The sequence below is a fragment of the Bartonella australis AUST/NH1 genome, assembly GCF_000341355.1.
GTDB lineage: Bacteria > Pseudomonadota > Alphaproteobacteria > Rhizobiales > Rhizobiaceae > Bartonella > Bartonella australis.
Window position 1 is genome coordinate 295,401 of the sequence record NC_020300.1, and the last position, 22,421, is coordinate 317,821.

A 22,421-nucleotide genomic window follows, 5' to 3' on the forward strand; every position below is an offset into this window, starting at 1 on the left:
TTTTTGCCTCTTTTAAAATTTTATAGACTGATAAAAAGCAGACCGTTTTTCCCGTTGACAAAACAGGGGGGAAGGTGAGATCTGGATCGAGCGAAAGGGTAAAAAATGTTCGCAGTCATTAAGACTGGGGGTAAGCAGTACCGCGTTATTGCTGGCCAACGGTTAAGGGTCGAAAAGATTGTTGGTGATGCCGGTGATGTCGTCGAGTTTAGTGATGTGTTAATGATCGGTGAAGAAGAGAGCGCAATTATTGGTGCGCCTGTTCTCGCTGATGCTGTAGTTACAGCTGAAATCGTGGAGCAGGCGCGTGCACGTAAGGTTGTCGCTTTTAAAAAGCGCCGTCGTCAAAACTCAAAACGTACGCGTGGTCATCGTCAAGAAGTAACGGCGATTCGCATTTTAGAGATTTCAGCTAGTGGTCTAAAGCCAAGAAAAGCGGCTGTAAAATCAGTTGAAAAGAAAGAGACGGTGCCTAAAAAAACAGAGGCTCATTCATCTCCTGAAAAACACGCTGGAGAGACTGGTAAGAAGAAAGCGGTGTCAAGCAAAGTAAAGACTGTGACACCAGATGAAAGCAAAAAAGATTAAAGGAGAGCGCCCGTGGCTCATAAAAAAGCTGGCGGTTCTTCGCGTAATGGTCGCGATTCAGAATCGAAACGCCTCGGCGTTAAAAAATTTGGCGGTGAGATTGTGTCTGCCGGGAATATCATCGTTCGTCAACGTGGTACGCGTTGGCATCCTGGTGAAAATGTTGGCATTGGAAGAGACCATACTCTTTTTGCACTTTTGAATGGGATGGTTTCTTTCCGTACAAAGGCTAATAATCGTTCTTATGTATCGGTTGTTCCCGCGGTAAAAGCAGCAGAGTGAATCGGTTACTTTTTTCTGAATATGATGTAAACGTGAATTTTGGAGAGGTGGCCGAGTGGTTGAAGGCGCACGCCTGGAACGCGTGTATATGGGAAACCATATCGAGGGTTCGAATCCCTCTCTCTCCGCCATTCATTTAAAATAGACCTTCTTATGTCTTAAATGGCATTATTATCAAAAGCCCAATGTTTGCGGGCTTTTTTGCTGCTTGTAATTGACATCGCTTCACTAAAAATAGCTTATTTTCCCTATTTTTCTTTCTATATACAGCTTTTTTCCGAAAGATACCGTACCTTGAAAAATGAAGTACGGAACTTTTAGTCATAAAAAATCAAAGTGTTAGCAAGTAAAAGTAACCAGTTTGCAGCTAATCTATAGATAACATTGTTAACGAGTAAGTTGGCGATGTACATTATAGACAATTTTAACAGTGAAGCTGCTCTCATAGCGTTTCTCACTTACGCTGCACGGAAAAGGATTATCTGAAAGTTTAAAGATTTTGTATCAGTTTCTTGGCCAATGTCTGCTTCCATTTTTTGATGCAGGCGGTAACATCTGGGGTTTACTACGGAAGATCCTCTGCGAAAATATATTGGCAAAATTCGACAAAATGAACCAGAAAGATTCAAAATTAATCCAAATCAGAAAATTATGGAACTAAACGCTCGGCGCAAGGCTCATTAATTAAGGTGAGATAATAACGCTGCAATAACGCAGTTATTAAGAAAGATACGAGCGTGTCTGCCATAACATATTATAATATACCGCCGATCTTTTAGTTAGTGGACATATTCCCAGTTTTACGCGGATCCTATTGCCCCGCTTCGCTTCTTTACTTTAATGAATCTAGAGTCCTTGTCAAATAAAACAGGTGGATCCCGCTTTGAGCGCTCGTCTAAACTGATCTACAGCATACACCTGCTCAATTACCAACTCCGGTATATCAGGCGGGGCAAAGACGGAAATTCGCTACTCAATTATAGGCAACATGAAGCCCGAATTATAAGTTATCTTTAGACTTTTAAAGACAAATATATCAAGCATATAATGTGTTAAAGCTCCCAATTCACCGCTTTATCCGCCACGCACTCAAAGATATTTATCGAACCAGTACATATTTTTGTCATATTATCAATGTACAAATCAGGTGGTCGTTTCCCTGAAAATTATTTTCTGTGTATGGGGGGTGCGGGCCGTTTTTCGCGGTCCGCAGGTGTCTGAGTGCAGCTATATCAGGCTTTTAGGTTAATAGGCTGAAAGTCGGAGGGTGGTTTGTGTGATTTTTTGGTGTATTGCCTGCGTGGGGCATTTTCGCCGTCGCCCAGGCAGGGGGGTCGTTCGCTGTTTCGTGGACGGTCTGTCGGTGTGGTCTTCTTTTTCGCCTTGAAGTAACTTGAGTTGTTGACGTTAGAGCTTATGTATAATGAGACGCAGTGAAGTTCCGTTGGTTGATTTAGACGGTTGCCGTTTAACGGCTAAAACTAATCTAAGGTTTTTGCTGTTCTTTTTTGTATTTTTATTATCTCTTCATTCTCTTTTTGCTGCTCCTGTTCCTACGCCTGTTCCTCAAAAGCTCACCGATACGCCTAGTGATCAATCTATCCGTGTCAGAGTTAGTGGGGGAAAGGAATATTGTTATGCTCCAGTATTTGTGAGAGTGGGTGGCTACGTTTATATCGATAACTGCTCTTCTTCCAAAGTTCAATCTGGTAGATATGATGTTTTTCAGAGGATAGGTTGGAATATTAAAAATGTTTGGTTATGTATGACGGCCCCAGGTTCGGTTACAGGCATTGACGGAAGTGGGTCAGCAAATTGGGATTATATTATGCTTAGGCCCTGTGTTATAAACGATCCTAATCAGCGTTGGATTGTTCAGGGTAGAGCTTTGTATACGGCCGATGGAAAGTTCCGTGTTAAAGATTACGGGTGGTACGCTTATATCTCGAAAAATGCAGGGGACTATTATGATCATACCTTAGATCCCTCAATGGACCACTGGGTGGGCACTATCGCAACTCCTGGTAATATGAGCTTCAAGACTTCAGTAGGCTGGAAGTTCGTGACTTCCTCGGGTTTCGATATGTATTATATCTCAGATAACGGGTCTAAATCTGATGTCTTTGACCTTTATTATAACCCAGAAAACGGCCATATTGCCAGATATTTTCCTACTAGTGGGTTGCTTACTTGCATGTCCTCTGAACAGTCTCCTTCGGAAGATTGGAATTGGGTAGAGTGGAGATTTTGCTATGATGTCGTCTTCAAGGAGAAGCATAGAGGCTCCTGGGATGTTTCTTTTCTGTTCGGACGTGAGGGGCCGATTTTTGACCGTTACGGTAATATATTAAGAATTACTCAGTATGGTCCCAATTGGGGGAGGCCTTATACGGCGAAACCTGATTATGTCAAACAAGACACGGCTAATTCCCCAAAATCTGAGTTTGTTTTATCCTACGATATTGAGCGGTGGAATCGCTACGTTATGGCGAACGCGGAAGAAGCGCTTACTTACTGCCCGGCTCCCGGTAAAGAACCGAGTGTTTCTGGGCCCCAAAAAAGAGTGAAGTGGACTTTACCTCCTGATTTTGAACTTACCGAGGAATGGAAAAGGCGCCTTTACGCGATAGCAACAAGCACGGATGGTTCTTGGGTTTTGGTAGGGATGTGCGGTACCTGCTTTTTACAAACTCTTCAGATGATTGCAGAGCTCCAGGAAGGTTATCCGGGCTCTCCTCGTACGAGTGGGGGGTATTTCTTTGATACGGCTCCTGACACTAATCCGTTTATTTCATTAAGACGAAGATCCCGTCAGCTTTACCGGGAGTTGCAACTTTCTGTTATCGTTGATGGTGTTTTGTTAACTCAAGCAGACGATCTTGTCACGGCTCTTGCGAGGTCAGCAGCTACAGTAACGCAGGCCGCTTTGCCGAATTTTACTTGGTCGCTATCGGCTATAGCTATTGGTCAAACTGCTATTCACAGTGCCATCCGGGGTCTTCTCAGGGCGCCTGCTGGAACAATTTGGGTTGCACTCGCTTTCTATACTCTTCCAGATGGCAGAAGAGTCGGGCATGCAGTTCCAATTTTGCGTTCTTCTGGGGGGCTTATAGTCATTCCGGCAAATCTTCCAACTTATACGACGAGTTTCCAAGATTTTTCCCTCGAACTTTCGCCGCTTATCGATTCTGATGCCATTTTGCGTCAAATTGCCCATCAAGAAGGTGTGACCTATGATGCTTTGGCGACGGTTCAGCTGACCGGGGTGGCGAGTCGGCCTCTGAGTGTCACAATCTCTCAAAATAACTGTACCGGAGAAGGAGAAGGAAGAAGAGGAAGTGGGCGGGAACCAAGAAGTTCTCTGCTTAATCAATGTATGAGTGGGAGATGCACTCTACTTTAACAAGAACAAAAAGCCGCGGTATGGTTTTGTGCGCGGTTTTTATTGTTAAAATTGCTTCTGCATCAGGCATAATCGACAATTCTTTAACGGGGGCGTTTTTGGCATTTTCTTGTTTTGGTAGAAAGCTAACTATAGATTTTTGGGGCTGTTATTAAATTTTGAAACGCGAGGTTAACTATTTAAAAATCGACTAAATTTTATTTTAAATGCGGCCTGAAAGTTGGGCATTAGGTTTTAATCATGTAATGAAGTGCGATGAAGCTCTATTTTTGGGTCTAGGGGTGAAGCGCAATTCTAAAAAAGTAGCTAAAGTTTTTCCGTTCCTGTGTTCTTCAAAAGCTCACCGATAAGTCCATTAATAAGGCCGTTCGCATTAAGGCTTATAACGGAAGGGAATATCATCGCCTAGTTTTTGTGGAGGATGAAAGCTGTATTTACATAAATAGCTGTTTTCCTCCAAAGTGAAATTTACTCGGCGCGATTTTTTAAAAGGGTAGCTCGGAAGATTAACGATATTTGGCCGTGTATAACACAGTCCTGGTGTGGGCACAGGCGTTTATGGAAGTGAAATGGCAAATCGGGATTATATTGAGCTCAGACTCTGTGCTGTAAACGCAACACCAACCGGCGTCGAAGCTGAGGATGAACCTGTCTCTACGGGGCCGATAGGAGATTCTGCGTTAAATCAAAAAATAAAAAGGGCCCTACGATTTTACGCTTTAAGCTTCGCCATTAACTTAAAATGGACTTTCTTACATTCTAAATAGCATATCGTCAAAAGCTTAATGTTTGTGGGCTTTTTTGCTGTTCGTAATTAACATCATTTCGCTAAAATAGTCCATTTTTTTCTATATACAACTTTTTCCTGAAAGAAACCGTACCCGGAAAAATGAAGTACGGAACTTTTATCTATGAAAAATCAATATGGTAGCAATGAATAAATTTACATCAGTTTTATGGGAAGTGTTGTTAGTGAGCAAGTGGGCAGTGTGCGCGTAGGTCAAAAATTTATAATAAAAATGATATAATTACAAAGAATAAGAGCCCTATCAGAGATAGGACTCTTTGAAAATTTGATCACAAAACATCAAAATTTATAAGCTACACCCACACGAAAATCGTTGGTTTTATACTTAAGTTCCAGGTTATCATTACTGAATTTCTTTTTACCAAAATCAGAATAGCGATATTCTGCACGCATTACGATATTGTCAGTCATTGCAAAATCAAGACCAGCACCGAGAGTATAACCGATCATTGTGTTCGTATCGTCTGATAGTGGAGTAGGAGCAAGTACCGCATTACCGTCTCTGGCTTTTATCGAAATCAAAGAGGCTGCTTTTACTTGTGTATAAGCAACACCACCGGCGATGTAAGGCATCATACGGCCCATTGCAAAACCTAAACGTGCCCGTGTAGCACCCGCCCACTTTTCTTTAAGAGTGATATCATTAGTTACTATATCAGTAGCACTAGGGTGCCCTGATTCTATAGAAACATCGACCCCGAAGTCCTCCAATAATCCTGCTGCAAATGCACCGTCTTCCCCTTGAAGCTCACTTCCTGGTATCGATGCGCTTTTTGTGCGCTTTTTATTAGCCCAAACGATATCTGTGTCAACACCGAGAATAAAACCACTACCGAGATCAATATTAGAACCTGCGTAAAAGCCACCCATAAAACCGGAAAGTTTAGGAGAAAAATCTTTTCCGAGCGAAACAAATTCGCCGTCATAGTCGAGTGCACTTACGTTTGTTTTACCTGAAAAACCGCCAATTTGACCACCGACGTAAAAACCTGTCCAAGAAAAAGAAGGGACAGAAACAATCGGCGAAATAGTCGACGTCGTTTGACGAGGGACTACAACGTCTGCCGCCTGTGCTGCAGAAGCCGAAACTAAAGCAACAACAGAAGACATCATTAAATATTTCATATTCATAAATTTGCTCCATAGCTAAATATCATAAAGTGCACGGTGTTATACACATAGATCAAAAAAAGACTATAGCAAAAATGGTACAATTACAGAAAAAATACGAGCCTTATCTTCTGTGGGGCTCTTTTACTCTTCTATAAAATGGACATCTCCGAGTTTTACAATTCTGTTTGATTTTTTAACAACAGCGTCAATAATGTTGCTGGTTTATCCAGGTAACAGAACTTGCCCGCGAACATCGATTACCACTACTTGCGTCGTTCCATTATACTAAGTGTTTGTTTCGTTTCACAGTATGCACTAGGTTAAGCAGGTGGGAAGAAATGGTATATCATCAAATAATGGGGTTAAATAACTAACCCTTAAAGTTTAATTGACGATGGTACAGTCCTTTCTTGAAAACACTGTCCTTTAAAAACGAAGTACAGGATTTTTACCCTATGGAATCAATACGTTAGAAAGTAACTGGTTCTCATTCAATCTATGGAGAGCATCAGCAACGAGTGAATTAGAGAAGCACATTATCGGCAATTTTAATAGTAAAGTGGCTCTTATAGCATTTTTCATCTTTATTCCGCGGAATCAAATTATCTGACAGTTCGAAGATTTTTTCTCAGTCAGTCTCTGCTTTTATTTTGACGTAAAGGACAGCATTTTGGTTTTACTGAGAAAATCTCCTATACGGATGTATTTGAAAAATTCAGCAAAGTGAACCAGAAAGATTCAAAATCAGCCCAAATCGGAAAATTGTGAGACTAAATCTATTCTCATTTACGCAGATCTTATTGTGCCCCCCATTCCTTTCTTTTAATGAATCGGTGCCTCTATCAAACTAAATGGTAAAGTCCTTTTCTGAGTGCTTGTTCGAATTGGCTTACAGCGCATTCCCTGACCTGCAGCATATCCCCACTTAATTATAGTTTTTGCACATTAGGTTAAGATAGAAATGGAGGCCTGCCAACCAATTAGAGGCGACATTAAGCTTGGACGGTAAGTTGTCTTTGGATTTTAAAATTCGCAACAACATAATGCGTTAAAGTTCCCAATATACAAACGGGAGACTGTTTTGGCACTTTAATTTGCTGTGTACTCAAGATATTTATCAAACCATCACATATTGTTGTCATATTATCAATGTAGAAGCTAGTCGCTGACTCTCCTAAAAAGTTTTCGGCGTCCGGTTTTGTGGGTGCGGAAAGATGGTTTTTTGGGCTTTTAGATTGAGAGGCTAAAAGCAGGGCTGGAGTGCGCGCTATTTTTTTGGTATATTGCCCCCTTAGTTTGGGATTTTCCCCATTGGAGTTTGCCATTTGCCGTTCGTCGTTTTTTAGGTAATTCGTGATTTGATTCTTGTCTTGCCGTGGGTCAAACGTAATATGAGGGCTTATGTGTTATGAAACGCTGTGAGGTTCCGCGGGTCGGTTTTTGCTCAGATGGTTGGCGTTTAACGAGCAAAATTAATCTGAGATTTTCGCCGTTCTTTTTTGCCTTTTTATTATCTCTCCATTCTCTTTCTGCTGCTCCTGTTCCCAAAGTTGAACAAAAGTTGGTTGAAGCGCCTGTCGATAAAGCTATTCGCGTTAAAGTTCATAACGGGGGGGAATATTGTTATGCCCCAGTATTTGTAAGGGGTTATAGCTACGTTTACATCGATAAATGCTCTTCTTCCAAGGTGAAATTTGGCCGGTATGATGTTTTTCAGAGGGTAGGTTGGAATATTAAAAATGTTTGGTTATGTATGACTGCTCCGGGTTCAGTTACGGGCATTGATGGAAGCGGGACGGCGAATTGGGATTATATTATGCTTAGGCCCTGTGTCATAAATGACCCTAATCAGCGTTGGATCGTCAAAGATAATGCCTTTTATACGGCCGATGGGAAATTTCGCGTTAAAGATTACTTATGGTATACTTATATCTCGAAAAATAAAGAGGACTATTATGATCATACCTTAGATTCCTCAATGGACCACTGGGTGAACACTGTCGCGGTTCCCGGTAATATGAGTTTCAAGACTTCAATAGGCTGGAAGTTCGTGACTTCCTCGGGTTTCGATATGTATTATGTCTCAGATAATGGGTCTAAATCCGACGTCTTTGACCTTTATTATAACCCCGAAAGTGGCCACATTGCTAGATATTTTCCTACCGGCGGGTTGCTTGGTTGCATGTCTTCTGAACAATCTCCTTCAGAAGATTGGAACTGGGTAGAGTGGAGATTTTGCTATGATGTTGTCCCTAAGGAAAAACATAGAGGCTTCTGGGATATTTCTTTTCTGGCCGGACGGGAGGGGCCGATTTTCGATCGCAATGGTAATATATTAAGAATTCCTCAGTATGGTCCTAATTGGGGGAGGCCGTATACGGCGAAACCTGGTTACGTCAAACAAGACACAACTAGCTCCCCAAAATCTGAGTTTGTTTTGTCTCATGATATTGAGCGGTGGAATCGCTATGCTATGGCAAATGCGGAAGATGCACTTACTGAGTGCCCAGCTCCCGGGACGAAGCCGAGTATTTCTGGGTCTAAAAAGAGAGTAAAACGAACTTTACCTACTGATTTTAAGCTCACTGAGGAATGGAAAAAGCGGCTTTACGATATAACAATTTCCACAGCCGGTCTTCCGACGGGGGCGGGTATGTGTGGTACCTGCTTTTTACAAACTTTTCAGATGATTGCGGAGCTCCAAGAGAGTTATCCGAGGTCTCCCGGTCAGAGAAGAGGCTATTTCTTTGATACAGCTCCTAACACTGATCCGTTTATTTCGTTAAGGAACAGGTTCCCTAGGCTTTTTCGGGCTTTGCAATTTGCTCCTCTCCTTTATGGTGTTCCTTTAAGTCTCACAGAGAACAGTGAGGCGACTGTTATTAGAGCAGCGGCTGCGACGACACAGGTCGCTTTACCCAACTTTATTTGGTTAGCATCGAGCGTTGCTACTGGCCAACAGGCTATTCGGGAGTCCATCCAGAGGCTTGTAAACGCGCCTGTTGGAACGATTTGGATTAGCGTGGTGAGCTATACTCTTTCCAGCGGTGGCGTAATCAGGCACGCAGTTCCAATTTTGCGTGCTTCTACTGGAGTTGTAGTAATTCCGACGAATGTTCCAGCTAATTCACTAACTTTTGAAGCTTTTTCCAGAGACGTTGAGCCATCTACTAATGTTGATACTATTCTCGGTCGCTTTGACGTAATGACAGGTGCGTCTATGACTACTTTTGGGACATTGTTACTAGTCAGAGAGGAGACTGACTCTCTGAGTGTTTCAATCTCTCAAAATAATTGCACCGGGGAGGGAGAAGGCAGAAGAGGCAGCGGGCGAGAGCCAAGTAGTCGTTTTCTCAATCAGTGCACAAGTGCAAGCGGGAGGTGCAGTATTTTTTGAAAAATACGAAGATTACATTGCGGTCTTATATTTATTTCAAATTTCCTCTGAAACGGGGAGCCTACGCGGGGGATTGATGTGCGATGGAGTAACGAACAAAATTATTTGGGTTGTCGGCTTTCTGTGGCTTATAGGGAGTGGAGCTTAGTGATTTTTGTATAGACATTAAGAGCATTATTTTTTATGATCGGGATTATTACAGTACTCTTTTTCTCTTGGATTTCCACATATTAACATGGAATAAATTTCTCGTAATTGAAGCTTGAAATGCCTGGCCCAATGCGGCAAAGACACAAATTTTCATTCATATCGGCTTTCGAGTCCAAAATAGTGCCCTTGCGTTATATTACTCCACGCGGAGTCTCCCCGTTCCCCGTGAAATAACTCTTCGCAGTACGCTGCGCTCCGAGCAATAATTGCAAGTTGTGCAGTATGTTTCTCCTTAATTTGAAACGCTTCTTTTTTCACAATTTTCCCAACCTAGTCCGCCTTTTTGTCTTAAATTTTGACTTGAATATGACCTAAATTTCTGGGTATCGGGATTCATAATAGGAGCGCGGTGGGATTCTGTTTTTTAATTTCGGTCGTCGCGATTTGGAGAAAGGGGCGCTGGATTTCTTTTTTTTCGCCTTTTTATTATTTTTTAATTTGCGTGCTGCTCATCCGCTCTTTTTGTTTTTTAAAAGATTGCTAATAAACCTATTGATAAAGCTCTCTGCTTTAAAATTTATGGAGGAGGGGGATACTGCTACGCTTCAGTATTAGGTGGGTAGTGCAATCCGTGTTTATGTCGATAACTGCTCGTTTTCCCTTCCTGCGCTAAATTTGGTGAACTCGCTGTTTTTAATCGACAATACTTCACTAAAAACGCTGTATTTTGCCTCTCTATGGTTCTTTCCTGAAAAATACTGTACTTAGAAAACGAAGTACAAAACTTTTAGGTATGAACAATAAAGGCGTTAGCAAGTAATCAGTTCGGACTTAGTCTATGGATGGCATTGTTAACAAGTAAACTAATGATGCACATTATGTGCGGCTTTAATAATCACACGACGGGAGTTGGTAAAACAATAAACACCCTTCTTACGATCAGTGTAAGAGTTCAAGATCCGACTCTTTGAAATTATAATATGCATGTCGCGCTACAACCATCTCGACAATTTTGCGATAAATTGTATTCTTTAAGATAAAATGCAGAGTCCGATAATTCCCATCTAGCTCTGACGAAGCTTTCGCTAAACTGTAATTAAAATTCTTTGGAAATGAAATTTCTAATCCATATTTTTTTGCAAATTCTGCGGCATCTTCTAGTACACGATCAGTGTCGATCTTAGAAGCTAAATCCATGGTGCTAGGCTGCTTTAAATGGAGGTAAAAATCTATACGGTAAGCTAATTCAGGAAGGAAACCAACTGAAATAAGTTCGCTATAAGAGTAAATTTCTTGATTTTTAAAGCTTCCCGTAAAAATAAAAATAATATTATTCGTGTTTAATATTATACTTCCACTCGGATTCATCCGAGATTTCTGCAAGGATTGAAGAATGATATCGAAACCATCCAAAGGCTTTAATAAAGATTGCTGTACGCCTACTCCATTGACGTCTTTCTCAAATTGACTAACAGAGGCCAGTTTATCAAATTCATCTAAATGTATGATCCCATTTTCAGCTTCTTCGATATTGCCTGAAGTAGCAGAAAGCAGTTTCTCAAAAATAGATATCGGGTCTTTGCCACTATATCCAACTTCTGATAAATCCTTAGCATCTATTGTAACCATAGTTTTAGCGGTGGCATGTTTTAATATGTTTGCTAAATAAGTTTTACCAGAGCCAGACGGGCCAGAAACAAGGAGGCACCTTGGTTTAAATCTGGGGAGATGATCATTTAAAGTTAATAAAAGTGAGCTTCGTACCTTCTGGTCTAATATACCATATTCAACAAATTTTTCATTTAAGCTATGAATATCACACATTATTTTTCCGCTTTTAATGTTTTTAGGTAAATTGCTGCTCCTTTCGTGGCGAAGACAGGCGCAAATGCCCCCAACACCATGAAAAAGAGGTATGGCCCTGTGAGGCCTAATATGTTCACGAGTAATAGAAGAAAAAGCGCATATAATGCTGTCACTCCCCGGACTAAGGCATCTCCAGCTAAGATCACTTCCCCTAAATGTTCTGGTGGTGTAACGGCTTGCCCTAGTGTCATACCGGATACGCGAAAATAAAATTGCCCATAACCTAGCAAAAAAGCCATGACATATAAAGCACGTTCTTGAAAATCGCTAATGAGTGCAATAATCATACCTATGAGTGCTACAGCGGTCGCACCGCGCACAAAATATACCGCTAATTGAGGTGTTTTTTTTAGTAAATAGCTTGAAATTGTACCATTTAAGATAAAGCCCATCCCGATGAGAGAAAGGATAAAATTTTGGGCTATCGTAAAACGTACATTTTCTTGTGTATTATGAGTAACCATTATTGGGAGTAATACGAGCGTCCCGGTATAAAGGAAATTATTCAGAATGCGGTTCACCGTTAAATCTCGCAGCGCTGGTATACGCCAAAGCAGTTGGCTTCCGTGCCAGTGTGCCCGGTTTTTACCGCGATCGGTTTGCTGCTTCTCAAAAGTAATTTTCCGAAGGAATGGGGTAAAAAACCATATAAGCGAATTAAGTAAATAACTCGCTATAATCACTAAAATTGCAAAATAATGGCTATATTTTACTATTAAAAATGACGCAATTAACGGCGATATAATAACAAAAAATTGAGAACACGTCGTATAAATAGCAAATATCCGCGCTTTTTCTCTATTCTCTTTAATGAAGCTATTTAATACGCTATTATTATTTGGATTATCGAGCCCTGTCGCGAGTGAAATAGAAAATATGATCACATTAATGGCCAAGGGGCTTTGTACAAAAAATACGAGAGATAAAAGGACGGCGCAAATCAGTGGTGAATAAAAGCCGATAGAGAATCCTTGGTGGCGATAAAGGACACCCCCTAAGCAGAGTCCTGCTACGCTGATGGCCAGCATATTAGAAATATTTATATAAGCAGATGCAGCCCCTTTTGAATCCATTAACTGCAATAACGATAAAGCGACAGAAACAACTGATACAGTCGAAAAACACGTTATGCACCCAATTATAATTAGGATATAAAGCTTATTTTTTTCCACCGACCGCTTTCCCCGTTAGGTAGGCGCGCCATTTCTGGATTTCTGCGGCTGTTAAACCTGGTTTCGCGCTAAAGCCCAGGATGTCATAATATTCTGGGACCGCAGGATTTTTGGCGCTTAGATTTTGAAAACCGTCAACAAGCATAAACTCCGCTCCAGCTAGCGTGGTGGAAATTGACTGTGCCAGGTAATAACTCATAGCTCTCCAGTATAATTCACTGGGGTAACGGTCGAGGTAATTCTCCAAAGAAAATTTAGGGTAGCATCCATCTAAAATACGCTTTGGACACCGATATAAGGGGTAGAGAAAGTCAACACCATCAAGGGGACGCCTAGGAAAGGGAGAGAGATTTTCTCCACGCATTACTGCATAGAAAGACTCTGCCAAAATATCTTCCAAATTTATCCCGGTGATAACCAATCCTGTTCCAATCTCTCTGGCTACAGAACTCAAGGCCAAGCGAACAGCTAAGGTCCCTATAACCTCTAGATCAGAGCTCGGATAAAATGTTTCAAAATCTTCAGCCCAATTCCCATTATCGCGCCCTAATAATAAACCAACTTCTTGAGCGCTAACAACGCGCAAAGATAAACCGGCTTCTGCACAGATTTCTTGGGCGCGTGGCAGGCCTTTATCCCAATCAGGAATGCCCATCATCATAACGGGAACGAGAGCTCTTGAATCTACCCCGATATCAAGCAAGCTTTTCAGCAATGTGTTAGAATCTCCTCCGCCGCTGATTCCAACAACAATCTTCTCGCTCAGATAGGTTGGGGCGAATTTCTCCATGGCCTTACGCACCTCTGAGGTAACGAAGGAGCGGCATTCTTCTTGGGTTAATAAAACGTGCTCTTTAGCTCCTTGGCCGTGCGTATCAAATACATACTCTGCTGCTATTTTGCCAGCGGGTTTATACAAATTTGTATCTTTAGTCAAAAGGGCCTGGTAATTAATATTTCGGTCTGTTCGGAAGATAAAATCCGCACCCTCTACCTCTTTTATTAAATCCCCAACAGATTTACCAATAAAAGAAATAAGCTCAGCTTCTCCTGTTTCGGATATTCTATACGCAGACACGGAATTATATGGAATATCATTAATTTTTAACACATGCTCAACATGTAATTCTTCAGACACACAATTCAATAAATAAGTGCCGTGAGGGGTCAATAAGCGCAAATTTAACATTATTTAAAAACCAAAGAATCTGTGTAAATTACCCACACCACTCAAAAAAGCGCCGAATCATTCAATGCGATGACAAAGGTGGATACTGCACACACTCACCCCTCGAAAAATAAATTTTTTATATTTTTCGAGGGGTAGTAAAATTATCCGCTTAAAACAGTGCTACTTGCGCCGCAAATCTCAGATTCACCGCAGAGCCCCATTTTTGCTCGCTCTATTTTAGTTAAAATTTCTAAATTGATAGCGTGTTTTATGTTTACATTGGCCTGGCGAACAGGCTCTGTAGATGCCTTAGGCAAAGTATCGCTCTGTGCCATAATCCCCTCCTCATTTTGCAATAATATAAAACGGTAGTCACCAATTATATTTACATTTTTTTGTCAATGCAGAAAATTCAGAGTCCGCAGAATTAATAATCCTTCCATTTCTATATAACTCTGGTTTTTCCTCAGTTTTTCAGCTAATTATTGCTTCCATTTTTTGATATAGGCAGCGATAGCGGGTTTTACCAAACAAGCCTCCCAAACAAATATGCCGGCAAAATCTGTTAAAACGAACCAGAAAGATTCAAAGTCAATCTAAATCAGAAAATTGTAGGACTAAATGTCTAGCGCACGGCTCATTAAATTAAGGCGAGCTAAAAATGCTGCAATAACGCAGTTATATAGAAAAGGTATAAACATATTCGCCGTAACATTTTATAATATATCGCCAATCTTTTAGCTCGGTGGATATATTTTCAATTTTGTGCAAATCCTATTCTCCTGCTTCGCGTCTTCCTTTAATGAATCTGGTGTCCTCGCCAAATAAGACAGGAAGATCACACTTTGGGCGCCTTTCTAAATCGATCTACAGCATATCCCTGCTCAATTATCAACTTTGGCGCGTCGGGTAGGGCGGGCACGAAAATCCGCCACTCAATTATAGATAACGCAAAACTTGGACTATAAGTCATCTTTAGGCTTTAAAACTACAAGAATGTAACGCATTGAAACCTCCAATTCACCACTTTATCTGCCGCGCACTAAAGATATTGAACCAGTACATATTTTCATCATATTATCAATATAAGGGTTAGCCGCTGTTCTTTCTAAGAATTGTTTTCTATAATTAGTGTCGTTGATCGCTTTTTGAGTTTGGTGAGTATTTGAATATAAATTGCTCGGCCTTTTAGATTAATAGGCTAAAATTAAACTGGAGTTTGTGGGAATTTTAAATTACGCTGCTTCTTAGCTCAAAATTTTCATCATAATTTGCCATTTTTTTGGCGACCCGGTTAGTCTATTTTTCTTTGGAGTCCCCAATTTGATTTTGAGTGTAACTCAAGTTGTAAATATCGGGGTTTATGCGTCGTGAAACACTCTGAAGTTTTGTTGATTAATTTTGATTTAGGTAGTTGGCGTTTAATGGAAAAAACTAGCCTGAGATTTTTGTCGTTCTTTTTCGCCTTTTTATTATCCCTCAATTCTCTTTTGGCAGCTCCTATTCATCAAAAGCCTACCGATAAACCTATTGATAAACCTATTCGCGTTAAGGTTCATAACGGATGGGAATATTGTTATACTCCGGCATTTGTGGATGGTGAAAGTTACGTTTACCTCGATAACTGCTCTTCTTCCAGTGTCCAAGCCGCTCGCTATGATGTTTTTCAGAGGGTGGCCTGGAAGGTTAAAAATGTCTGGTTGTGTATGACAGCTCCTAATTCGGTCACAGGCGTTGGTAGAAGAGCGACGGCAGATTGGGATTATATCAGACTTAGACCCTGTGTCATCAATGATGCTAATCAGCGTTGGATTATTAAAGGTAGAGTTTTGTACACCGCTGATGAGAAGTTTCGTGTTAAAGATCACAAGTGGTATGCTTATATCTCGAAAAATAAAGGAGATTACTATGATCATACTTTAAGCTCAACGATGGACACATGGATAGACACTATCGCGACTCCTGGCAATATGAGCTTCAAAACTTCCCTGGGCTGGAAGTTTACGGGTACTTCTGGCTTCAATATCTATTATATATCAGATGATGGATCTAAACCTGAGATCTTTGATCTTTACTACAACCCCGAAAATGGCCATATTGCCCGATATTTCCCTTCCGCTGGGCTTCTTTCTTGCATGGCCTCTCAGCAATCTCCTTCGGAGGATTGGAACTGGGTAAAGTGGTTATATTGTAATGATAATATTTCTAGTACAAAGGATAGGGGCTACTGGAACGTTTCTTTTTTAGTTGGGCGCGAAGGACTACTTTTGGACCGAGGGGGCAATATTTTAAGAGTTACTCAATACGGTTCCAATTGGGGGATCCCTTATACAGTGAAGCCCGATTATATTAAAAAAGACACACAAAATTCGCCAAAATCTGAATTTGTTTTGTCCTACGATATTGAGCGTTGGAATCGCTATGCTACGGCAAATATGGAAGACACGCTCCCTTACTGCCCAGCTCCTGGAAAAAAGCAAGATGTTTCCAGATCTAAACAAAGAGTGAAGCGAACTTTGCCTTCTGATTTCCAACTCAGCGATGAATGGATACAACGGCTTCATGCGATAATGCTTACTAGGACTGGTGCTATACCTAACGTGGGGATTTGCGGTGTCTGCCTTTTACATGCTTTTCAGATGATGGCAGAGCTCCGAGATAGATTTCCAGATCCCCCCCGTCCAAGAGGCTATTTCTTTGATATAACCCCAAACACTGACCCGATAGCTTCGTTACAACGAAGATACCCTTCGCTCCATCGGGCTTTGGAACTCGCTCTTACCCTTTATGGCATTTCTACAACCCCGAGGGAAAGAATCGAGGTGACTCGTGTTAGGGGAGTAGCTGCAATAGCGCAAATTATTCTGCCAGCCGTTGATTGGACACCGTCGAATATAACCACTGACCGAGCTTCTATGCTGGGTGCCATTCGAAGGCTTTTAATGGCGCCCCCTGGGACAATGTGGCTTGGTTTATCTACTCATATTATTCCAGGGGGTGGCGAAAATGGGCACGCATTTCCGATTTTGCGTTCTTCTAGGGGGCTTATAATGATCCAGACAAATGCTCCAGATGATTTGCCCACTTTTTCCCGTTTGCTTGGGGAGGTTAGCGATCCTGATGCTATTCTTTCTCGGATTATTGAACTGAATGGTCTGCCCATTACTACTTTCGCAGCAGTGCGGATGAGCGAAATAGCAGCCCAACCCCTAAATGTTATAATCTCTCAAAATAACTGTAGCGGAGAGGGAGAAGGTAGAAGAGGAAGCAGGGAACCCCCAAGGAGTTCTTTTGTTAGTCAATGTATAAGCGGAAGGTGTACTCTTCTTTAAAAAAATACAAAAACTCGCGGCGCAACTTCGCGCTTAAGCCTCACGTTTCAAACTGCTTCTGAAACGGAGGCAGATGCTCTCAGCATATATGCAAAAAAGTGAGAAAAATCATTTTGGTGACCAGCTTTATAATGCATGGCGCGGTCCGTTATTTCTAATTTTTCATGAAAGCGCCTCACGACACAATCACGCTTAGTTGGATTTTTTAAACCACAAGCACATTACAAGTCAGAGTTTCCAATATGCGACAAGAGATTGTTTCAGTACTTTATCTACAGTACATTAGAGATAACTATTAAGCTAATAAAATTTTTATCATGTTGTTAATATAGAGATTACTTATTGTACTTTTAAAAAAGTATTTTTTGTATATAATATAATTAAGCATTTTTTAGATTTTGTAGATATTTAAATACGGCTGTCATAGGCCTTTATTAAATTTTAAATCCACAAATTAATATTCCAATTATAGTAATTTATTGCCTTTTTTCTTTGAATTTGAGCTTAAATGTATCTTAAGTTGTAAAACATTAGGACTGACGTATAATGAAATACTGTGGGGTTCTATTTGTTAGTTTAGATAATTGCAGCTTCAAGAAAAAAAGTAACTTGAAGTGTTTGTTGCTCTTTTGTGTCTTTCTATTATTTATCAATTCTCTTTTTGCTGCTCCTGTTCCCCCAATTTCCCAAAAGCTTGCAGATGAACCTATTGAAAAACCTATTCGCATTAAGGCTCATAACAGATGGGAATATTGCTACGCTCCAGCATTCGTGGATGGCGAAAGTTACGTTTATATCAATAACTGCTCTTCTTCCAGTGTTCAATCCGCTCGCTATGATGTTTTTCAGAGGATAGCTTGGAAGGTTAATGACGTCTGGTTGTGTATGACAGCTCCTAATTCAGTCACAGGTGTTGATCGAAAAGCAACGGCGGATTGGGATTATATCAGGCTCAGGCCTTGTGTCATCAACGATCCTAATCAGCGTTGGATTATTACAGGCAGAGCTTTGTACACCGCTGATAAGCAATTTCGTGTTAAAGATCACAAATGGTATGCCTATATCTCGAAAAATAAAGGGGATTACTATGATCATACTTTAAGCTCAACGATGGATGAATGGATAAACACTATCGCGGCTCCCGGCAATATGAGCCTCAAAACTTCCCTGGGCTGGAAGTTTACAGGTACTTCTGGCTTCAATATATATTATATTTCGGACGATGGATCTAAACCTGAGATCTTTGATCTTTATTATAACCCCGAAAATGGCCATATTGCCAGATATTTCCCTTCCGCTGGTCTTCTTTCTTGCATGGCTTCTCAACAATCTTTTTCAGAGAATTGGAACTGGGTAGCTTGGAAACATTGTAACGATAATATTCTCCGTAAAAATGTGAGGGATAGTGGTTATTGGAACGTTTCTTTTTTAGTTGGACGTGAGGGGCCGCTTTTGGACTATCGGGGTAATTTTTTAAGGGTTACTCAGTACGGCTCCAATTGGGGGGTGCCTTACACGGCAAAGCCTAATTATCTTAAAACAGACACGCAAAACGCCCCAAAATCTGAATTTGTTTTGTCTTATGATATTGAGCGATGGAATCGCTATGCTATGGCGAATGTGGAAGATTCTCTTCCATACTGCCCAGCTCCCGGAAAAAAACAGGATGTTTCCGGATCTAAACAAAGAATAAAGCGGAATTTACCTTCTGATTTTCAACTTACTGAGGAATGGCTACAGCGGCTTTACGCGATAGCGACTTCTACAACATCTAGTACTCAAGTTGCGGCGGGGATATGCGGCATCTGCTTTATCCAGGCTCTTCAGATGGTTGCAGAGCTCCAAGAAAGTTACCCAGGTCTTCCCCGTGCAAGAGGTTATTTTTTTGATCCGGCTCCAAATGTTAATCCGCTGTTTTCGTTAAGACAAAGGTACCCTTTGCTTAATCGGGCCCTGCAACTTGCCAATGTTCTTTACGGTGTTTCTTTAGCTCCAGGAGAAAGAGGCTTCGCAGGTGATATGAGGGCAGCAGCTGCGGTAACACAAGTTGCTTTACCAAATTTTGATTGGGAACTATCAGTCACAGCTACTGGTCAGGATGATATTCGAAGTTCTGTTCAAAGGCTTTTAACTGCTACTCCTGGAACAATATGGATCGGTTTGTCTATCTTCACCCTCCCAGATGGTAGAGTAGGCAGACATACATTTCCAATTTTGCGTTCTCCTAGAGGGCTTGTGATAATTCCGACAAATATTTCAATGTTTTTTACAAGTTTTGCTAGTTTTTCCCAATCACTCGTGGAGGTTAGAGATGTGGAAACTATTCTGCCGCGGCTGGTTATACAACAAGGGTCGACTTTGAATGCTTTTGCAACATTACGGCTAGTCGGAACAGAAAGCCGACCCTTAAGTGTTATGATCTCTCAAAATAATTGTACAGGAGAAGGAGGTGGTAGAAGAGGAAATAAACGATACCCAAGCAGTGATTCAGTCAATCAATGTACGAGCGGGAGATGTACCCTGCTTTAAAAAAATATAAAGGCCTACAGCGAGTTTCACACTTAAGCTCCATGTTTCAAACTCCTCCTGAAACTGAGTCAAAAGCTCTCAGTTTCTATGCAAAAAAGTGAGGAAAATCATTTTGGTGATCGACTTGTACAAAAAACTCGATCGCATTTATTTGGGAGAAAAACTTACAGTTCTGAAGCCCAGAGGCTAGTATACACATGTTCTGATGGTAATGACTTCGGTCGTAAATATCGGACATTGTCTTTAAAGTTGCCGCTGCGCGAAGGTGGACTTTTGTATGATAAGTTTATGGAGAAAATATAATAATTGGAGTTTATTTAAGTAATAGATTACAAATTTAGAGGAAATTTAACTGTTTTTGCTACGTTTTGAGCAGCTAATTTTCTATTTAGTACGATCATATGATTTCTCAAATGCACATAATTTTTAAGCTCTTAGTTTTTCTTCAGAAATATTTAAGAAAAAATACGGCCTGGTTTTATAGTTTTAGCATTAATTTGCAAAAGAAACCCGCAGCTAAACTCCCTTGAGCTGGGATAAAGCGAGAGAAGAAAATACATATCTGTTGCATAAAACAATTTTCTTATTTTTTAATCGAGGCAAGATTTTTCTCGTTATGTGCTGCAGCCTGTCTACAGCTGAGAATAAAGCAGTAGATTTAATGCCTAATCCATAGGGCCAGTTTTCACAAATTTTTTTTACGCCTGGAAACTAGTGATAGCAATCGATAGGTTACTGAGTGGTGTAGAGCTGGTATCTGTTTTGTTTAAAAAACTTTCGCAACATTCGATTTATGTCGCTTGACCCGCTTCATCAGAGCTACAAAATCACCGACTTGCCAGAGTAGATCATCGATTTATCATATAAATTAGTAATTTCTCCCATTTTTATAAATACCTTCGATTAAAAGAATGTGCATTTTACTTGATTTTTTGGTAACCAACCGTGACGTTTTTATATAAAAAGGAATTTTTATGACTTTTATAAAGCGATTCTATGATATTAGAAATATTTACGGCCCTTTATGTATAGGGTTTGACCCTAGTCATGATGTTTTAAAATCGTGGAGCTTGCCTGTTGACGCTGATGGGCTGGGGAAGTACTGCGACACTATGTTGGAGGCCGTACACGGGCAGGCCGGTATTATTAAACCACAAGTCGCTTTTTTTGAGTCTTATGGCCCTGAGGGGATGTACATATTACATGATTTAATTTTAAAGGCGCACAATTTAAATTTTATTGTTATAGCTGATGCCAAACGGGGTGATATTGGGTCAACAGCGAAAGCTTATGGTGAGGCATGGGTGAGCTCGATCAACGGCTTTGGCGTTGATGCTCTTACAGTCAACGCTTTTTTAGGTTTTGATGCACTCATCCCTTTAATTCATGTTGCAGAAGCGTGGGGTAAAGGAGTTTTCGTTGTTGTGCAATCGTCCAACCCTGAAGGCGAAATTATACAAAGCGCTAACATAAAGGGGAAAACGCTAGCAGAACATCTGGCACATTCGATTTATCAATATAACAGCATCTCTTCTGTTATTGACACCGAGGTCGGTTTAGTTGGTGCAGTCATTGGCGGAACCCTGGGGGATAAATCAAAAAAAACAATCGAATATTTAAAAAATAGTTTATTTTTAGTCCCGGGTATTGGGGCGCAAGGGGGTGACATGGCCTCCCTTAAATATCAATTTGACAAGGAAAGCCTGCAAAGAATTATCCCCACTATTTCTCGCGCAATTTCTTGTACGGGGCCGGATATTTATGTTTTAAAGCAAACGATATCAGGCTTTGCAAAACAGGCGAAAGCTTTAATCCAACTTTGAGATGTACGGATTAATAAGCAAAGAGATTATATATTTGAATGTATGCAACTACAAGTTATCCAAAATCTAAAATAGCTTTAGCTGTCTATAATCGGTCTATAATAAACAGCTGCAACTTAGTATATGGAATATTGTTGTTTGCTAATGTAAGCGCTTCAGCTTTATTATCATTCAATAATAAAATATCCTTGAAAGCTGGCAGAAAAGCACGCTGTAGCTATTCGCTACTTCGGAAGTTGTAGTAATATCATCGCACTTCGTTTTAGCTACATAATCCCGATTAGTGTAGCAGCCCAAAGTTAAGATAAGCGAGAATATCGGAAGAAGGGTACCGTTTTGTTTATATAAATACTCAGCCAGATTATAATGCCGCCAACGCCTTCTTTGTAAGGTGAGTTGCGATTATCAACTTGAGGCGCTTCAATATGGAATTAAAGCGTCAAATTCGAGACACATAATAGATGAGACTATGGAAAAAGTAAGGTTGGTAAGTGTAACGATATTTTATTACAGTAAGCTTCAGACATGCCCGATTCTTTGCGACTACTGAAGCATGAATTTCCGAGAGTTCGCTTGCAGTTTTTAATATAGCTTTTTTTGTCGCAATGAAATAAAAACTATGATCAAATTAACAGCCAAGGGACTGTGTGCAAAAAATACGAGCTACGTTATAGAAAATTGCATAAACTTTGCACAATGCGGTTAACCCAATCCAATGCTGTTCGCTTTCGGTAAAATGGGATATGGCTGCAAAAACTGCTGGCTACAGCATTAAAAGAACTGATCC

Annotated in this window: 15 protein-coding genes and 1 tRNA gene; 9 read left to right on the plus strand and 7 right to left on the minus strand. The window is 40.6% G+C overall.

Annotated features, from left to right (window positions below):
- Positions 1-105 precede the first annotated feature (105 nt).
- From rplU to BANH1_RS01435, 5 genes are all read left to right on the plus strand, one after another.
- The gene (gene rplU / locus BANH1_RS01415) at positions 106-588 is read left to right on the plus strand and encodes a 50S ribosomal protein L21 (protein ID WP_015397660.1); all 483 of its coding nucleotides are present in this window, start codon (positions 106-108) and stop codon (positions 586-588) included.
- A 12-nt stretch (positions 589-600) separates the two neighbouring features.
- Positions 601-870 carry a 50S ribosomal protein L27 gene (gene rpmA, locus BANH1_RS01420; RefSeq protein ID WP_015397661.1) on the plus strand — a complete coding sequence of 90 codons (270 nt, stop codon included), beginning with the start codon at positions 601-603 and terminating at the stop codon, positions 868-870.
- A gap of 41 nt (positions 871-911) precedes the next feature.
- Positions 912-1,001, plus strand: a tRNA-Ser gene (locus BANH1_RS01425).
- Between the two features lie 1,292 nt (positions 1,002-2,293).
- A complete protein-coding gene (locus BANH1_RS01430) occupies positions 2,294-4,273 on the plus strand; it encodes a DUF1561 family protein (RefSeq protein WP_015397662.1) in 1,980 nt (659 codons plus the stop codon).
- 569 nt (positions 4,274-4,842) lie between these two features.
- The gene (locus BANH1_RS01435) at positions 4,843-5,040 is read left to right on the plus strand and encodes a hypothetical protein (protein ID WP_041582906.1); all 198 of its coding nucleotides are present in this window, start codon (positions 4,843-4,845) and stop codon (positions 5,038-5,040) included.
- A 320-nt stretch (positions 5,041-5,360) separates the two neighbouring features.
- Here BANH1_RS01435 and BANH1_RS01440 read toward each other — a convergent pair whose 3' ends face one another.
- Both BANH1_RS01440 and BANH1_RS01445 read right to left on the minus strand, forming a co-directional pair.
- Positions 5,361-6,212, minus strand: coding sequence for an outer membrane protein (locus tag BANH1_RS01440; RefSeq protein ID WP_015397663.1), 852 nt, complete (start codon positions 6,210-6,212; stop codon positions 5,361-5,363).
- 974 nt (positions 6,213-7,186) lie between these two features.
- Positions 7,187-7,519, minus strand: a complete 333-nt coding sequence (locus tag BANH1_RS01445; protein ID WP_015397664.1) for a hypothetical protein — start codon at positions 7,517-7,519, stop codon at positions 7,187-7,189.
- Between the two features lie 83 nt (positions 7,520-7,602).
- Here BANH1_RS01445 and BANH1_RS01450 point away from each other — a divergent pair, with 83 nt between their 5' ends.
- Positions 7,603-9,591 carry a DUF1561 family protein gene (locus BANH1_RS01450; protein WP_015397665.1) on the plus strand — a complete coding sequence of 663 codons (1,989 nt, stop codon included), beginning with the start codon at positions 7,603-7,605 and terminating at the stop codon, positions 9,589-9,591.
- Positions 9,592-10,680: 1,089 nt separating this feature from the next.
- Here the strand turns inward: BANH1_RS01450 and BANH1_RS01455 are convergent.
- The 4 genes from BANH1_RS01455 to BANH1_RS07405 all read right to left on the minus strand — a co-directional run bounded on the left by BANH1_RS01455 (position 10,681) and on the right by BANH1_RS07405 (position 14,285).
- Positions 10,681-11,565, minus strand: a complete 885-nt coding sequence (locus BANH1_RS01455; protein ID WP_015397666.1) for an AAA family ATPase — start codon at positions 11,563-11,565, stop codon at positions 10,681-10,683.
- On the minus strand, positions 11,565-12,779 hold the full coding sequence (locus BANH1_RS01460; protein WP_015397667.1) for an MFS transporter: 1,215 nt from the start codon (positions 12,777-12,779) through the stop codon (positions 11,565-11,567). Before BANH1_RS01460 ends, BANH1_RS01455 begins: the two co-directional genes overlap by 1 nt.
- Positions 12,766-13,968, minus strand: coding sequence for a tRNA lysidine(34) synthetase (locus BANH1_RS01465; protein ID WP_015397668.1), 1,203 nt, complete (start codon positions 13,966-13,968; stop codon positions 12,766-12,768). Before BANH1_RS01465 ends, BANH1_RS01460 begins: the two co-directional genes overlap by 14 nt.
- Positions 13,969-14,111: 143 nt before the next feature.
- On the minus strand, positions 14,112-14,285 hold the full coding sequence (locus BANH1_RS07405; RefSeq protein WP_187287500.1) for a hypothetical protein: 174 nt from the start codon (positions 14,283-14,285) through the stop codon (positions 14,112-14,114).
- A gap of 1,035 nt (positions 14,286-15,320) precedes the next feature.
- On the opposite strand from BANH1_RS07405, the gene BANH1_RS01470 reads away from it, so the two are divergent.
- Together BANH1_RS01470 and BANH1_RS01475 are read left to right on the plus strand one after the other, a co-directional pair.
- Complete coding sequence (locus BANH1_RS01470; protein WP_015397669.1) at positions 15,321-17,282, plus strand: DUF1561 family protein; 1,962 nt, start codon at positions 15,321-15,323, stop codon at positions 17,280-17,282.
- Between the two features lie 546 nt (positions 17,283-17,828).
- Entirely contained in the window at positions 17,829-19,811 is a 1,983-nt protein-coding gene (locus tag BANH1_RS01475; protein WP_015397670.1) for a DUF1561 family protein, read from the plus strand.
- A gap of 516 nt (positions 19,812-20,327) precedes the next feature.
- On the opposite strand, the gene BANH1_RS07615 is transcribed toward BANH1_RS01475, so the two are convergent.
- Positions 20,328-20,504 (minus strand): hypothetical protein, encoded by a 177-nt coding sequence (locus BANH1_RS07615; RefSeq protein ID WP_083878107.1) that lies wholly within the window; start codon positions 20,502-20,504, stop codon positions 20,328-20,330.
- 281 nt (positions 20,505-20,785) lie between these two features.
- On the opposite strand from BANH1_RS07615, the gene pyrF reads away from it, so the two are divergent.
- Complete coding sequence (gene pyrF / locus BANH1_RS01480; protein WP_015397671.1) at positions 20,786-21,634, plus strand: orotidine-5'-phosphate decarboxylase; 849 nt, start codon at positions 20,786-20,788, stop codon at positions 21,632-21,634.
- Positions 21,635-22,421 lie beyond the last annotated feature (787 nt).

What these genes read in the sequence shown, in the direction of transcription:
- BANH1_RS01455 (WP_015397666.1), bottom strand. Translation starts at nt 11,565, where the DNA reads ATGTGTGATATTCATAGCTTAAATGAAAAATTTGTTGAATATGGTATA.
- rplU (WP_015397660.1), top strand. Translation starts at nt 106, where the DNA reads ATGTTCGCAGTCATTAAGACTGGGGGTAAGCAGTACCGCGTTATTGCT.
- BANH1_RS07405 (WP_187287500.1), bottom strand. Translation starts at nt 14,285, where the DNA reads ATGGCACAGAGCGATACTTTGCCTAAGGCATCTACAGAGCCTGTTCGC.
- BANH1_RS01435 (WP_041582906.1), top strand. Translation starts at nt 4,843, where the DNA reads ATGGCAAATCGGGATTATATTGAGCTCAGACTCTGTGCTGTAAACGCA.
- BANH1_RS01475 (WP_015397670.1), top strand. Translation starts at nt 17,829, where the DNA reads ATGAAATACTGTGGGGTTCTATTTGTTAGTTTAGATAATTGCAGCTTC.
- BANH1_RS01450 (WP_015397665.1), top strand. Translation starts at nt 7,603, where the DNA reads ATGAAACGCTGTGAGGTTCCGCGGGTCGGTTTTTGCTCAGATGGTTGG.
- BANH1_RS01465 (WP_015397668.1), bottom strand. Translation starts at nt 13,968, where the DNA reads ATGTTAAATTTGCGCTTATTGACCCCTCACGGCACTTATTTATTGAAT.
- BANH1_RS01445 (WP_015397664.1), bottom strand. Translation starts at nt 7,519, where the DNA reads ATGGCAAACTCCAATGGGGAAAATCCCAAACTAAGGGGGCAATATACC.
- pyrF (WP_015397671.1), top strand. Translation starts at nt 20,786, where the DNA reads ATGACTTTTATAAAGCGATTCTATGATATTAGAAATATTTACGGCCCT.
- BANH1_RS01430 (WP_015397662.1), top strand. Translation starts at nt 2,294, where the DNA reads ATGAGACGCAGTGAAGTTCCGTTGGTTGATTTAGACGGTTGCCGTTTA.
- BANH1_RS01440 (WP_015397663.1), bottom strand. Translation starts at nt 6,212, where the DNA reads ATGAATATGAAATATTTAATGATGTCTTCTGTTGTTGCTTTAGTTTCG.